Origin of the sequence: Bacillus sp. AFS023182, assembly GCF_002560575.1 — a bacterium.
In the GTDB taxonomy this organism is placed as follows: Bacteria; Bacillota; Bacilli; order Bacillales; family Bacillaceae_G; genus Bacillus_A; species Bacillus_A arachidis.
On record NZ_NTRO01000020.1, the window covers coordinates 236,965 to 252,408 of the forward strand.

The 15,444-nt window shown below is 36.7% G+C and carries 16 protein-coding genes; 15 read left to right on the forward strand and 1 reads right to left on the reverse strand.

The window, feature by feature from the left end:
* The first annotated feature begins 216 nt into the window (after nt 1-216).
* On the forward strand, nt 217-858 hold the full coding sequence (locus CN288_RS10310) for a uracil-DNA glycosylase (protein WP_026591184.1): 642 nt from the start codon (nt 217-219) through the stop codon (nt 856-858).
* A gap of 86 nt (nt 859-944) precedes the next feature.
* Here CN288_RS10310 and CN288_RS10315 read toward each other — a convergent pair whose 3' ends face one another.
* Nucleotides 945-1,826 carry a YitT family protein gene (locus CN288_RS10315; RefSeq protein ID WP_026591183.1) on the reverse strand — a complete coding sequence of 294 codons (882 nt, stop codon included), beginning with the start codon at nt 1,824-1,826 and terminating at the stop codon, nt 945-947.
* Between the two features lie 302 nt (nt 1,827-2,128).
* On the opposite strand from CN288_RS10315, the gene CN288_RS10320 reads away from it, so the two are divergent.
* The 14 genes from CN288_RS10320 to aspB all read left to right on the forward strand — a co-directional run bounded on the left by CN288_RS10320 (nt 2,129) and on the right by aspB (nt 15,390).
* Entirely contained in the window at nt 2,129-2,470 is a 342-nt protein-coding gene (locus tag CN288_RS10320; protein ID WP_051588565.1) for a nucleotide pyrophosphohydrolase, read from the forward strand.
* Nucleotides 2,470-3,270 (forward strand): 4-hydroxy-tetrahydrodipicolinate reductase, encoded by an 801-nt coding sequence (dapB, locus tag CN288_RS10325; protein ID WP_026591181.1) that lies wholly within the window; start codon nt 2,470-2,472, stop codon nt 3,268-3,270. The genes CN288_RS10320 and dapB overlap by 1 nt, the downstream gene beginning before the upstream one ends.
* Before the next feature lie 14 nt (nt 3,271-3,284).
* On the forward strand, nt 3,285-3,680 hold the full coding sequence (gene mgsA / locus CN288_RS10330; protein WP_026591180.1) for a methylglyoxal synthase: 396 nt from the start codon (nt 3,285-3,287) through the stop codon (nt 3,678-3,680).
* Between the two features lie 11 nt (nt 3,681-3,691).
* Nucleotides 3,692-4,396, forward strand: coding sequence for a bacillithiol biosynthesis deacetylase BshB1 (gene bshB1, locus CN288_RS10335; protein ID WP_026591179.1), 705 nt, complete (start codon nt 3,692-3,694; stop codon nt 4,394-4,396).
* Nucleotides 4,393-5,538 carry an N-acetyl-alpha-D-glucosaminyl L-malate synthase BshA gene (bshA, locus tag CN288_RS10340; RefSeq protein ID WP_026591178.1) on the forward strand — a complete coding sequence of 382 codons (1,146 nt, stop codon included), beginning with the start codon at nt 4,393-4,395 and terminating at the stop codon, nt 5,536-5,538. Before bshB1 ends, bshA begins: the two co-directional genes overlap by 4 nt.
* On the forward strand, nt 5,525-6,718 hold the full coding sequence (locus CN288_RS10345; RefSeq protein ID WP_026591177.1) for a CCA tRNA nucleotidyltransferase: 1,194 nt from the start codon (nt 5,525-5,527) through the stop codon (nt 6,716-6,718). Before bshA ends, CN288_RS10345 begins: the two co-directional genes overlap by 14 nt.
* The gene (locus CN288_RS10350) at nt 6,703-7,683 is read left to right on the forward strand and encodes a biotin--[acetyl-CoA-carboxylase] ligase (protein ID WP_026591176.1); all 981 of its coding nucleotides are present in this window, start codon (nt 6,703-6,705) and stop codon (nt 7,681-7,683) included. The genes CN288_RS10345 and CN288_RS10350 overlap by 16 nt, the downstream gene beginning before the upstream one ends.
* A gap of 379 nt (nt 7,684-8,062) precedes the next feature.
* Complete coding sequence (gene panB, locus CN288_RS10360; RefSeq protein WP_090691146.1) at nt 8,063-8,899, forward strand: 3-methyl-2-oxobutanoate hydroxymethyltransferase; 837 nt, start codon at nt 8,063-8,065, stop codon at nt 8,897-8,899.
* A complete protein-coding gene (gene panC, locus CN288_RS10365; protein ID WP_098302229.1) occupies nt 8,899-9,747 on the forward strand; it encodes a pantoate--beta-alanine ligase in 849 nt (282 codons plus the stop codon). Before panB ends, panC begins: the two co-directional genes overlap by 1 nt.
* Nucleotides 9,748-9,759: 12 nt before the next feature.
* Nucleotides 9,760-10,143, forward strand: a complete 384-nt coding sequence (gene panD / locus CN288_RS10370; RefSeq protein ID WP_026591173.1) for an aspartate 1-decarboxylase — start codon at nt 9,760-9,762, stop codon at nt 10,141-10,143.
* 204 nt (nt 10,144-10,347) lie between these two features.
* Nucleotides 10,348-13,140 (forward strand): ATP-dependent DNA helicase DinG, encoded by a 2,793-nt coding sequence (dinG, locus tag CN288_RS10375; protein WP_026591172.1) that lies wholly within the window; start codon nt 10,348-10,350, stop codon nt 13,138-13,140.
* 389 nt (nt 13,141-13,529) lie between these two features.
* Complete coding sequence (locus tag CN288_RS10380) at nt 13,530-13,700, forward strand: YpmA family protein (RefSeq protein ID WP_000412180.1); 171 nt, start codon at nt 13,530-13,532, stop codon at nt 13,698-13,700.
* Between the two features lie 7 nt (nt 13,701-13,707).
* Nucleotides 13,708-14,184: a cell wall elongation regulator TseB-like domain-containing protein gene (locus CN288_RS10385; protein WP_026591171.1), complete on the forward strand. Its 477-nt coding sequence runs from the start codon at nt 13,708-13,710 to the stop codon at nt 14,182-14,184.
* Nucleotides 14,185-14,202: 18 nt separating this feature from the next.
* On the forward strand, nt 14,203-15,390 hold the full coding sequence (gene aspB / locus CN288_RS10390) for an aspartate transaminase AspB (protein WP_026591170.1): 1,188 nt from the start codon (nt 14,203-14,205) through the stop codon (nt 15,388-15,390).
* Nucleotides 15,391-15,444 lie beyond the last annotated feature (54 nt).

Consider the following 15,444-nt stretch of genomic DNA (forward strand, 5'->3'; position numbering starts at 1 on the left):
GATTTTAGGAGAATTTGGTAACTCAAACTTAACTGTTGGAACGAATTCTAATGTGAATTTTTGTAGAGATGAAATTCATCTTTATAGAATAAGAAGATGGGAATTTTTTTACTAGGTTTAATTTCATTTGTTTTTTTGTTCTACGTGTAATTCGGTAATAGAATTCTAGAGAGAAAGTTATAATAAGAATAGGTAGAATGATTAAGATTAAAGGTGATGAGTATGCAATATCCAGCTTCATTAGTGATGCATGTGAAAGAGCGTAGTGTTAACTATGCCGTAGAGGGATTTATAAGTGGACAAGGTCCTGAAAAGCCGAAATTGATGCTTGTTGGAGAAGCACCTGGAGAAACTGAAATTCATAATGGTATTCCATTTAGTGGAAGAGCAGGAGAGCAGTTAATGGTTTTTTTAGAACATATTGGTCTAAAAAGAGAAGAAGTATATATTACAAGTGCTGTTCGTAGTCGGCCTTATACGTGGAGAGAGAAAAGAGAGCGGAGCGGGCAAATTATTCAGAAGAAATACAATCGAACTCCTAATCAGAGAGAAGTACTTGCACATGCTCCTTTGTTAGATTATGAGATAGAGCATGTGCAAGCGCCGGTTATTGTCACACTTGGAAATATTGCACTAAAGCGTTTAGTGGGATCAGGTAAAAAGATTACTGATGTTCATGGGGAATTATTACAACAACCAGTGCGGAAATTGAAAAATAATCAAAGCACAGATTTTGTATGGACTGAGCAAGTGTATAATATCTTTCCGACATTTCATCCAGCTTCAATTTTTTATAATAGAAGCTTATTGGAATTAATTTATGCTGATTTAGAAAAGTTGAGGGAGTATATAAAGTAGAATGGTAAAACACCTAGAAAAGCTTATTTGGGCTTGAAAGCTTTTCTAGGTACACATATGGGTTTACGCTTGAAGAATTCATGTAGTTAATTATGTAACGGGTTTTTATTCTCATCTAGTGTAAATCCTTCACCAACTACATCATGTACATCGCTTACTGCAACAAATGCATGAGGATCCACAGAAGTGATAATATTTTTTAATTTTACGATTTCATTTTTTGCAACAACACAATAAAGGACATTTCGTTCAATCTTTGTATAGGAACCAACAGCTTTTAAAAAGGTAGCCCCGCGCTCCATTTCGGATAGAATTTTGGCTGCGATTTCGTCATTTTTGTCAGAAATAATGGTTGCTCCTTTCGCTGCATATGCCCCTTCTTGCATAAAATCAATCACCTTCGCTCCGATAAAGACAGCAACTAACGTATACATGCCTTCGCGATAAGATAAGTATGTGAGAATTGAGATGACAATGACAACAGCGTCAAACATAAACATCGTTTTTCCCATGCTCCAGCCAATATATTTATGTGCTAATCGCGCAATAATATCGACACCGCCAGTTGTCCCGCCGTATTTAAATATAATTCCGAGGCCAATGCCAATAAAGGCACCTGCGAACAATGCAGCTAACGTCATATCGTTTTGCAAATTTAAATGTAAATTTAATGATTCATAGCGTTGGAAAATCCAAAGAAATAAAGAAACACTAAATGTTCCGATTAATGTATATAAGAAAGTTGTTCGTCCTAGTAACTTCCAACCGACGAAAAAGAGAGGGATGTTTAAGAGTAAATTTGTATATGATGGATCAAGTGAAAATAGAAAATAAAGTAATAACGTAATTCCTGTAAAGCCACCTTCTGCTAAGTGATTTTCAATATTAATATTTACGATGCCAAAAGAGAAGATAGCGGAACCAATCAAAATAAATATAATGTTTTGAATCTTCAAGTTAGTTTTCATGCCGTAAGCCCCCTAATATGTAATTGTTACTTTGCTCCGCTAAAACGATAAAATACAGAAAATAGTTTTACTTTGCCCTGCGCCAACGGTTGGTAGGAGATAAAGCTAAGAATGGGCGGACCATCCGTAAGAGTCAGATTGGCTAGGGCTAATCTTTTGCAAGAAGAGCGTTTGCGAAAGAAAGTTTCACTTTATTATAGTCTATCCAAAAATACGTGGCAAATAGGGGGGAAGAGGAATAATATTTGTCAAATCGCCATGAATTGGCTAACATGAAAGAGGAAGGATTAGAGGTGAACAATATGGAACAAAAAACGATGAAAGATATGCAGAAAGAAGTTGATGCATATATTAGTCAATTTAAAGAAGGTTATTTCAGTCCGCTTGCAATGATGGCACGTTTGACAGAAGAAATGGGTGAACTTGCAAGAGAAGTGAATCACTATTACGGTGAAAAACCGAAGAAAACGACTGAAAAAGCTCGAACAATTGAAGAGGAACTTGGAGATGTATTATTTGTTATGATCTGTATGGCAAATAGCTTACATATTGATTTAGAAACAGCACATAACATTGTAATGAATAAATTTAATATACGTGATAAAGATCGCTGGACACGTATTGAAGAGGGAGAGAAAGAGTAATGAAAGATATTAAAGTAATTATTGCTGGACCAAGAGGACGCATGGGATATGAAGCTGTACTTCTAATGGAGAGAACACCACATTTTCAATTAGTAGCAGCAGTTGATTATAAACATGGTGGTGACAAAATTTCAAATCTTCCAGGAATGCCAGCATTAGATGCCCCAATCTATGCGGACTTACATACTTGTTTAAATGAAGTAGAAGCGGATGTATTGCTAGATTTAACGACACCAGAAATCGGAAAAAAACACGTTACACTTGCTGTTGAACATGGTCTTCGTTCTGTTATCGGTACGACAGGGTTTACAGAAGAAGAACTTCAACATTTAACAGATACTGCGAAAGAAAAACAAGTAGGTACAATTATTGCTCCAAACTTTGCAGTTGGTGCAGTACTTATGATGAAGTTTTCGCAAATGGCAGCGAAATATTTCCAAGATGTTGAAGTGATTGAATTACATCATGATCAAAAACTAGATGCTCCTTCGGGAACAGCTGTAAAAACAGTAGACTTAATCCGTCAAAATCGTGAACCAAAACAACAAGGTCATCCAAATGAAACAGAACAATTAAAAGGAGCACGTGGTGCGAATGTAGATGGGATTCACATTCATAGCGTACGTTTACCAGGCCTTATTGCGCATCAAGAAGTATTGTTTGGTGGAGACGGACAGATGTTAACGGTTCGTCATGATTCATTCAATCGAGCATCATTTATGTCTGGAGTAAAATTATCTATCGAAACAGTAATGAATCTTGATCATCTTGTATATGGATTAGAGAATATCATCGATTAAAGGGGAGAAAACGGATGAAGATTGCCTTAATCGCACACGACAAAAAGAAGGATGATATGGTTTCGTTCGCATACGCATATAAACCAATCTTTGAACAACATGAACTTTTTGCAACAGGAACAACGGGTCTTCGTATTATGGAAGCGACAGGTTTAGAAGTTACAAGATATCAATCTGGTCCTCTTGGTGGTGACCAGGAGATTGGTGCAATGATTGCAAAAAATGATTTAGATATGGTGATTTTCTTCCGAGATCCATTAACAGCACAACCACATGAACCGGATGTAAATGCGTTGCTTCGTTTATGTGATGTATATGCAATTCCGCTTGCAACGAACATGGCAAGTGCAGAAATGTTAATGCACGCATTAGATCGAGGGGATTTGGACTACCGAAAGTTAAGAAAATGAGGGGAACAATTATGAGTGGATTACATATATTAGCGTTTGGTGCCCATGCCGATGATGTTGAAATCGGCATGGCAGGCACCATTGCAAAATATACGAAACAAGGATATCAAGTTGGCATCTGTGATTTAACAGAGGCTGATTTATCTTCAAACGGAACGGTCGAATTAAGAAAAAAAGAGGCCCAGACAGCTGCTCGTATTATGGGAGTAGAAACGCGGATTAATTTAGCAATGCCGGACCGTGGTTTGTATATGAAAGAAGAATATATACGGGAAATCGTAAAGATTATTCGTACATATAAACCAACGCTAATTTTTGCACCATATTATGAAGATCGTCACCCAGATCATGCGAATTGTGCAAAACTTGTGGAAGAAGCGGTATTTTCAGCGGGTGTTCGTAAATATATGCCAGAAATTCCGCCACACCGTGCGCAATCTTTTTATTATTATATGATTAATGGTTTTCATAAACCCAATTTCTGTATAGATATTAGTAAGCAGCTTTCTGAAAAGATAGCAGCGTTAGAAGCGTATGAAAGTCAGTTTACAACTGGAAGTGATGGGGTTAAGACACCTTTAACGGAAGGGTATGTTGAAACGATTATCGCTCGTGAGAAAATGTTTGGAAAAGAAGTTGGAGTTATGTATGCTGAAGGATTTATGAGTAAAAAGCCAGTTTTATTACATGCTGATTTAATAGGGGGATGTAAATGAAATTGAAAATAGGTATAACATGTTATCCTTCTGTGGGTGGTTCTGGAGTTGTGGGTACGGAACTTGGAAAGCAATTGGCTGAACGAGGTCATGAAATTCACTTTATTACCTCTGGAGTTCCATTCCGATTAAATAAAGTATATCCAAACATTTATTTTCATGAAGTAACGGTAAATCAATATTCTGTCTTTCAATATCCACCTTACGATTTAGCATTAGCAAGTAAAATGGCAGAGGTGGCGCAGAGAGAAAACTTGGATATTTTACATGTGCACTACGCAATACCACATGCAATTTGTGCATACTTAGCGAAGCAGATGATTGGAGACGATATTAAAATCGTTACGACGTTACATGGAACTGATATTACTGTACTTGGTTCAGACCCTTCTCTAAATAATTTAATACGGTTTGGTATTGAGCGATCTGATGCTGTTACAGCTGTATCTCACTCGTTAATTCAAGAAACAAATGAGCTTGTAAAGCCAAATAAAGAAATTCAGACTGTATATAATTTTATTGATGAGCGTGTCTATTTTAAGAGAGATATGTCCCAACTAAAAAAAGAGTATGGCATACGTGAAGGTGAAAAGGTATTAATTCATATTTCGAATTTTCGTAAGGTCAAGCGTGTACAAGATGTTGTCCAGTCATTTGCTAACATTGTAAAAGAAGTGGATGCGAAATTATTACTTGTTGGTGATGGACCAGAATTTTGTACAATTGTACAGTTGGTGAAAAGCTTACATATTGAAGAACATGTTTTGTTTTTAGGAAAACAGGATAATGTTGCAGAGCTTCTTGCCATGAGTGACTTAATGTTACTTTTATCGGAAAAAGAAAGCTTTGGTCTTGTTTTACTAGAAGCAATGGCTTGTGGTGTGCCATGTATTGGAACACGGGTTGGGGGCATTCCAGAGGTTATTAAACATGGTGAAACGGGATATATATGCAAAGTTGGTGATACGTTAGGCATAGCAAAACAAGCAATACAACTCCTTAAGAATAAAGAGCTTCATCAAAATATGGCAGAGCAAGCGATGGCAGCTGTATATGAGCAATTTGGTTCAGGAAAAATTGTTTCACAATATGAGGAGATTTATTATGACATACTAAGGGATGACAAACATGAAACGATTTAAGCAGGCTGCAGAGATTATTGAAATATTAAACCGACATGGACATGAGGCGTATTTCGTTGGTGGAAGTGTTCGTGATTTTATTATTGGTAGACCGATTGGTGATATTGATATTGCAACATCGGCTTTACCAGAAGAAGTAATGAATCTATTTCCGCGTCATGTTCCTGTCGGTCTTGAACACGGTACTGTTATTGTTTTACAAGAAGGAGTTCCTTATGAAGTGACGACCTTTCGAACAGAAAGCGAATATGAGGATTTTCGACGACCGAGCACTGTTCAATTTGTGCGTTCATTAGAAGAGGACTTGCAGAGACGTGATTTTACAATGAATGCAATTGCGATGACTGAACAGGGAAAAATCATTGATTTATTTGGTGGGCAAGAGGCGATTAAAACGAAAGAAATTATAACTGTAGGAGATGCATCTTCTCGTTTTCAAGAAGATGCACTACGTATGATGCGTGGTATTCGCTTTGTTAGTACTTTAGGCTTCTCTTTAGAGGAACAAACGAAGTATGCGATTGAAAAGTATGGACATTTGTTGGAACATATAGCGATTGAAAGAATTACGGTTGAGTTTGAAAAGCTGTTGACAGGTACATATTGTGTAAAGGGGCTTCAAAAACTAGTAGAGACAAAATTATTTACGCATTTACCGTATTTACAAATGTCAGAAGAGAGAATTTTAAAAGCTGCGCAATATAAATGGGATTCTTTTGAAACGGAAATTGAGGCGTGGGCATTTTTCCTATATTGTATTGGTGAAGAACATCCATCAGTTTTCTTGCGTCAATGGAAATTTTCAAATAAAAAAATAAAAGATATTGTAGCTGTTATATTAGCAATCCGTTCTAGAAAAACAAAGTCTTGGGATGCAGTCTTTCTATACAAAACAGGTTTGCAGACTGCTTTAATGGCTGAAAGAGTATATCAAGCTATTATAGAAAAATATGATATGTCTTCTGTAAATCAAGTGCAGTCATTATTTAATTCATTATCTATCCATAATCGTCAGGAAATGAAGGTAAGTGGTAATGATTTATTAGGTTGGACAGAAAAAAAGCCGGGACCATGGGTGGCAGAAGTGTTGCAAAGAATTGAAGAAGAAATTTTACAAGAACGATTAGAAAATGAGAAAGAAAAAATAAGGGAGTGGCTACACGGATGCAATCTACTATAAGAAAACAATTATTACAAGTTTTTTCTGAAGCGGATGGTGAGTTTGTATCTGGTCAAATAATTAGTGACAAGCTTGGCTGCTCAAGAACCGCTGTTTGGAAACATATGGAGGATCTTCGAAGTGAAGGGTATGAACTAGAAGCTGTACGCCGTCTTGGCTATCGGATTGCTAGTAAACCAGATAAAGTAACAGCGAATGAAATTCAATTAGGCTTACAGACAGAATTTATAGGGAGAACAGTTTATTTTGAAGAATCTGTAGAGTCTACGCAGCATATTGCAGCAAAACTTGCTTATGAAGGTGCAGCAGAAGGAACGATTGTTGTGGCGGAAGAACAAACGGCAGGGCGCGGTCGTTTGAGTAGAAAATGGCATTCACCAAAAGGGACAGGAATTTGGATGAGTATCATTTTGCGTCCGGCTATTCCAGTTCATCATGCGCCTCAACTTACGCTATTAGCAGCTGTTAGTGTAGCTCAAGCGATTGAAAAATGTGTAGGTGTACATGTTGGAATTAAATGGCCTAACGATATTTTAATACAAGGTAAAAAGGCTGTTGGTATTTTAACAGAGATGCAGGCTGATCCAGATAAAATTAACGCTGTTATTATGGGAATAGGCATTAATGCAAACCAGGAGCAAGAGCATTTTGCTGATGAGATTAAGCAAATCGCAACTTCTTTAGCGATTGAATCAGGTAAACCAATTGTTCGAGCGGAGCTGATGCAACAGATCTTTTTACAAATGGAGAAGTTATATCAAGAATATGTAACGAATGGTTTTTCGGTTATTAAACTTCTTTGGGAAAGTTATGCGATAAGTATAGGAAAAGAAATTACGGCTAGAACGATGAAAGATACGATTACAGGTATCGCAAGAGGAATTACAGCAGATGGTGTACTTATGTTAGAAGATGATAAGGGGCAGATCCATCATATTCATTCTGCGGATATAGAAATTAAGTGAAGAGAAGTTCCAATTTGGGAGCTTCTTTTTATTTGTATATTTGATGGATAGGAATCAAATTGTGGATAACCGTTAATTGGTATTTTGAAAATTTCACATACTGTAATAAAATAGAAAATTATTTTTTCAAAAAAATGTAGTAATTTTATTTCTTTGTTTGCTATAATTAGTTCGAACATGGGCAGTATCTGAGTGAACTGCACCGTTATTTCAAGCGATGAAGAAAAATAATTTGGATTCTGCCTTGATCCAACAACGGACTGGGACAGAGGGATGAATTTTGCCGACTAACACAACCCTTCTGCTCTTTTGTGGCCAGAGGGGTTTTTTATATGATTTCGGTCATCTCCTCTCTCCTGAAATAAAGGAGGAGTAATTTTTGAAAACGACAACAGATTTTTTGAAAATGAAAGAGAAAGGTGAGCCGATTACGATGCTTACTGCGTATGATTATCCATCTGCTAAGCTTTCAGAAGAAGCTGAAGTCGATATGATTTTAGTAGGGGATTCTCTTGGAATGGTTGTACTTGGATACGATTCAACGATTCCAGTAACTGTAGATGATATGATTCATCATACGAAAGCAGTGCGCCGTGGAGCTAAGGACACTTTTATTGTAACGGATATGCCGTTTATGTCTTACCATGTATCTTTGCAAGAAACAATGCATAATGCACGTCGTATTATTCAAGAGAGCGGAGCACATGCAGTGAAAGTGGAAGGGGCTGATGAAGTAGTCTCAATCATTCGCTTCTTAACGAATGCAGGAATTCCTGTTGTATCCCATCTTGGTTTAACACCTCAATCTGTGGGGGTATTAGGTGGTTATAAAGTGCAAGGAAAAGATGCGGAAAGTGCAAAGAAATTGTTAGAAGATGCGAAGAGGTGTGAAGAAGCTGGTGCGATGGCAATCGTTTTAGAATGCGTACCAATGCAATTAGCAGAGCTTGTATCACAGCAACTGACAATTCCTACAATAGGCATTGGTGCAGGGAGTAAAGTAGACGGCCAAGTGCTTGTTTATCACGATCTCATTACGTATGGAGTGGAGCGTGTTCCAAAATTTGTGAAGCAATATACGTCTGTTCAGGAAGAAATTGTACGTGGGATCTCACAATATGTTGCTGAAGTAAAAGCAAGACAATTTCCTGAAGAAAAACATTCATTCACAATGAAAGAGGAAGAGTGCTTAGCGTTATACGGAGGGAAACAGTAATGAAAATTGTAACAACAGTGCAAGAGATGCAGAGAATTGCCAGTGAAATTCGTGCAAGTGGGAAAGAAAGTGGCTTTGTTCCAACGATGGGATATTTACATGAAGGGCATGCTACTTTATTACGTCAAGCACGAGAAGAGAATGAAGTGGTTATTTTAAGTGTATTTGTAAATCCATTGCAGTTTGGACCGAATGAAGATTTGGATCGCTATCCTCGGGACATTGTTAGGGATGAGAAGGTAGCAAAAGAAGCTGGAGTCGATTATTTATTTTATCCGAGTGTGGAAGAAATGTACCCAGCAGAACAGACTACAAAAGTTGAGGTTGTAAAGCGGACAGACGTGTTATGCGGTAAGCAACGACCAGTTCATTTTTCTGGTGTTGCGACTGTATTGATGAAGCTATTTAATATTACAATGCCGAATCGTGCCTATTTTGGTATGAAAGACGCACAGCAAGTTGCTGTTATTGAAGGGTTTGTACGTGATTTTAATATTCCAATTACAATTGTACCTGTTGATATTATTAGGGAAGAAGACGGATTAGCAAGAAGTTCTCGCAATGTATATTTATCGGAGAAAGAGCGCGAGGAAGCGCCGCAGTTATATCGTAGCTTATGTATAGCGAAAGAGCGGATTGAAGAGGGAGAGCGTAATCCACAAGTGGTTACAAACCTCGTGAAAGAATACATTGAAAAAAATACACAAGGTACTGTTGATTATGCAGATCTATATACGTATCCAGCTTTGACAGAGTTAGAGGTAATTCAAGGACGTATTATTCTTGCAATTGCAGTGAAATTTGAAAATGCACGATTAATTGACAATATAACATTAACAGTTAAATAAGGGGGAACATCTATGTTTCGCACAATGATGAGAGCAAAGTTACACCGCGCGACTGTAACGGAAGCAAATTTAAATTATGTAGGTAGTATTACAATTGATGAAGACTTAATGGATGCAGTCGAGATTGTAGAAAATGAAAAAGTACAAATTGTAAATAATAACAACGGAGCTCGCTTAGAGACGTATGTGATTAAAGGAGAACGTGGAAGCGGCGTTGTTTGTTTAAATGGTGCAGCTGCAAGGCTTGTACAACCTGGAGATAAAGTTATTATTATTTGCTACGGCCTCGTAGCGGCAGAAGAAGTATATAAGCAAGCACCAAAAATTGCGGTGTTAGATGATAACAATCAAATTATTGAAATGTTAGGTGCTGAAAAAGCTGGCACGATTTTATAAAGTAGAATTTTAATTAGTCGGGGACTTCATCCTCACCGATTGAGAGAAACAAAAGAAAAGTTATTCCTTATGGAATAGCTTTTTTATTTTGAAATGAAATCATTTCATTTTGTGCATCTTTTCATTAAGATGATATAAAACGTGGTATAGTAACAATATATGAATTTTTATTGTTTGAAAGGGTAAGAAATTGAGGTGTTACATATGAGTAAGCGTTATGTCGTTGTCGATTTAGAGACGACAGGGAACTCCTGGAAAGATGGGAAGGACAGAATTACACAAATTGCAGCTGTTGTAGTAGAAGATGGAGAAATACTGGAAATTTTTTCGTCTTTTGTTAACCCGAAGAGAGAGATTCCCCCATTTATTACAGAATTAACAGGGATTGATGAAAATCTTGTGAAACAAGCCCCGCTATTTTGCGATATTGCGCCAATGGTAGCTGAACTATTACATGGTGCTTATTTTGTTGCACATAACGTTCACTTTGATTGGAATTTTTTGAAGGAAGAATTAAAGCAGGCTGGATATGGAGAAGTAAACTGCCCAAAAATTGATACGGTTGAATTGGCACAAATTTTATTGCCGACAGCTGATAGCTATAAATTGCGCGATTTAGCAAAAAAACATGAATTGGAACACGATCAACCGCATCGTGCGGATAGCGATGCTCTTGTGACAGCAGAATTATTTTTACAATTTCTAAATCAATTAGAAAAACTCCCCCTTGTCACCTTACAATCTTTTTATGAGCTAAGCGATGTATTACAAAGTGATATAGCGAATATCATTTCAGAAAATATTTTAAATAAAGTGATGCTTGGTACAGAAGAGGCAAATGAGTACGAAGTATACCGAAATATTGCGCTGCGAAAACGAAATTATGCATTAGAAATGGGTGATGATTGTTCATCTAAATTTGATGCTTTTTTATACAAGTCAATGGAACAACTTGAATTAAAGATGCCAACTTTTGAAAAAAGGGAAAGTCAACAGCGAATGATGAAGGAAATATATACAGCGTTAAGAGATTCTCGTTTTTCATTAATTGAAGCTGGTACGGGTACAGGTAAGACACTTGCTTATTTGCTTCCAAGTATTTATTTTGCAAAGAAAAAAGAAGAGCCAGTTATTATTAGTACGCAAACGGTACAATTGCAACAACAAATGATTGAAAATGAAATTCCTTTATTGCAAAGTATACTACCATTTCCATTCGAAGTGGCTCTCTTAAAAGGAAGGAAACACTACCTTTGTTTACATAAATTTGAATATGCATTGCAAGAAGAAGAGAAGAACTATGATGCTGCGCTTACGAAAGCAAAAATTTTAGTATGGTTACTGCAAACAGAGACTGGTGATCGTGATGAGCTTAATATCCCAGAGGGTGGGAAGTTACTGTGGGATCGTATATGTAGTGACACATATAGTCCAGGTGGAATGCAAAGCAATTGGTTTAGTCGCTGTTTTTATCAACGTGCAAAAAATAAAGCGTTGTTCGCAGATATTGTTATTACAAATCATGCATTACTATTTCAAGACTTTGTTAGCGAAGATCCATTGTTGGGATCATGTGAATATATTATTTTTGACGAAGCTCATCATATTGAAGAAACAGCGACTCGGACACTTGGAGACCAGTTTTCATGCATGTATTTTCAATTGATCTTATCACGATTGGGTACGTTAGAAACAGATGATGTACTATCAAAGGTGTATGAATTGGTGGGAAAATCTAAAAATTCACCACGATCAACTTTTCGGATGTTAAGTCATAGGTTGAAAGAAATTAAATTTGATGCGGATGAATTATTTCAAATGTTACGTACATTTATATTTCAGCAAACACAGCAAGAACAAGGGGCAAATAATATACCACTTATTTATCGATATAATGCGGATCAAGAGGATGGAAAACTATGGAGGAGTATAGTCGAGTTAACTAATCGCTTCGTATACGAGTTGAGAAAAATACTTACTGTGCTAGATAAACAAGCGGATATATTACAAAGTAAAATTGAATGGGAGATACATGTTGTTACAGGCGAATTTATGCATTTACTTGAAATATTGCGCAAAATGGCCGACTCATTACAATTGCTTATACTAGAAAAAACAGCATATGTGACATGGATGGAAACAGAAACGAAAGGTACAATTCATTCCACTGTGTTATATGCACAACCTGTCCATATAGGCGAAAGATTTGCGGATGAGTTCTTAACAAAAAAGAGAAGCGTTATTTTTACTTCGGCGACTTTGACAGTTAATAATACATTTGATTATATGCAGGAACAACTTGGCTTATATGACTTTGCACCAGATACATTAACAGTTTCATCGCCATTTCATTATGAGGAGCAAGTGAAATTAATGGTTCCTACTGATGTCCCTCTTATTAAGGAAGTAAGCGAGGATACGTACATAAGAGAAGTATCCTATCATATTACGAAGATTGCTAAAGCGACAAATGGAAGGATGCTCGTATTATTTACATCATATGAAATGTTAAAGAAAGCATATACAAACTTAAAACAAGCGGAGGAATTAGAAGATTTTGTATTACTAACACAAAGTGTTCATAATCGTAGTCGAAGTCGTTTAGTTCGGAAGTTTCAAGAGTTTGATAAATCAATTTTGTTAGGAACAAGTAGTTTTTGGGAAGGGATTGATATTCCTGGAGATGCATTAAGCTGTCTTGTTATTGTTCGATTACCATTTACACCGCCTCATCAGCCGATGATGGAAGCTAAAAGCGAATGGTTGAAAAATAAAGGGGAAGATGTATTTACGAAGTTGGCACTTCCGCAAGCGATTCTTCGTTTTAAACAAGGATTTGGTCGATTAATTCGTACAACGACGGATACTGGAACGGTGTTTGTGTTAGACCGTCGTTTAACTAATTCTTTCTATGGAAAAAGGTTTATGCAATCTATTCCGAATGTTCCTCTTTATGAAGGGACATTAGAACAACTATTAGAGCACTTAGAACAATAATGCCGAAACAAGGAAACTTTAGTTAGTAGGAGTTTCTTCATTCTATACCGGTTCTTCGTTTTTACAAATGGTTTTTAGACGAAAAGTGTACTCTTGTCTAAGTATTATTCCTAGAGGTAGGAAAGGTTACGATCCATAAGTAGTGGAATAAATAAAAATATGCCTGAAGTACGATGTACTTCAGGCATGAAATGTGGGTAGGAGGAAATTTATTTTTTCTTACTTCTTGTATACAAATGTTTCGGTTTTCAATTTGAAACCTTTTTTTGCTGAACATGTCCTGCTATAATAGATGGGTGATGAAGCAGGGGTTGTAAAGAATGTACTCTTATTGTAACCGCATTGCGTTCTTCTATAATTAGAAATTTTTGTGTAACGGAGGAGTTTTCATGGAAAAGAAAATCGAAGTGCTATCAACGACGCGTATTAAATATTCGTCTGACTTATATAAAATCGTTGATAGTTTAAATCGCACTTTAAAAGAGCAAGACCTCATGTTCGGATTGGCATTAGACGAAAACGAAAAAGAAACAGCAGTATTTACGATATACAGAACGTAGTGATACAATGAAAAAGTGGATCTTTGCCATCATTATCGTTATCGTTGCCGTTGTGCTATATGGGGTGCATGTTTATAATGCGACAATGGAAAAGAAAATTCCGAAAGAGTCAAAAGTCGTAGAGATTGCGAAAGAAAAAGGAAAACTTTCAGAGGTAAAAACCGTTGACTATTATAATGGAAAATCTTCATATACAGTCGTACAAGGTTTAAATGAAAAAAGAGAACAAACTATCGTTTGGGTACCTGAGAAAGAAGGAAATGTTCTAGTACGAAAAAAGAACGAAGGCATTTCTGAAAAGAAAGCTTTACAGATTGTGGCTAGTGACCGTAATCCAAAAGAATTTGTAAAGGCAAAATTAGGTGCTGAAAACGATGTTCCGTTGTGGGAAATTACATATATTGATCAAGAAGGTCGTTATACGTATTATTATCTAGAATTTCAAGATGGGAAATATGCTGGATATTACAGCATTGAAAAATAGATGCAGGGGGAACCACAAATGAAATTAGCAAAGCGAGTAGCTGCCTTAACACCGTCTTCAACTTTAGAAATTACAGCAAAGGCACAAGCATTAAAAGCCGAGGGGCATGATGTAATAGGATTAGGTGCAGGGGAACCTGACTTTAATACACCAGAACATATTATGAATGCCGCACATCAAGCAATGCTAGAAGGACATACAAAATATACACCAACTGGTGGATTAGCTACATTAAAACAAGAAATTGCGAAGAAATTTAGTCGTGATCAAGGATTATCCTATGATCCTACTGAGATTATCGTATGTAATGGAGCAAAACATGCACTTTATACGTTGTTTCAAGTGTTACTTGATGAAGAAGACGAAGTTATCATTCCGACTCCTTATTGGGTAAGTTATCCAGAACAAGTAAAGCTTGCTGGTGGTAAACCGGTTTATGTAGAAGGCTTAGAAGACAATCAGTATAAAATTACGCCAGAGCAGCTGCGCGGGGCAATTACAGAGAAAACGAAAGCTGTTATTATTAATTCGCCGAGCAATCCAACAGGGATGATTTACAGTAAGGAAGAATTACAGCAGCTTGGAGAAGTATGTTTAGAACACGATATCTTAATCGTTTCTGATGAGATTTATGAGAAATTGGTTTATGGTGGAATCGAGTATACATCTATTGCTCAGCTTTCTAATGCATTAAAGGAACAAACACTTATTATTAATGGTGTATCAAAATCGCACTCTATGACAGGATGGCGCATTGGCTATGCAGCAGGAAATAAGCAGCTTATTAAAGCGATGACAAACTTAGCAAGTCATAGTACGTCAAACCCTACTTCAATTGCTCAATACGGTGCAATTGCTGCGTATGCTGGATCGCAAGAGCCTGTAGAGATGATGCGTCAAGCATTCGAAGAACGATTAAACATTATTTATGATAAATTAATTCAAATTCCTGGTTTCACTTGTATTAAACCACAAGGTGCATTCTATTTATTCCCGAACGTAAAAGAAGCTGTAGCGCTAGCTGGATATGAAACAGTTGATGAATGGGCAAAAGCGTTATTAGAAGAAGAGAAAGTCGCTCTTGTTCCAGGAACAGGATTTGGCGCACCAAACAATGTTCGTTTATCCTATGCAACATCTCTTGAACAATTAGAGAAAGCGTTAGAGCGAATTAATACGTTTATGAGAAGTAAAGTACAGGCTTAAAAAGTTACTTATGTTCATTTTTATCACATAAGTAACTCTGAGCAAATGAAAATG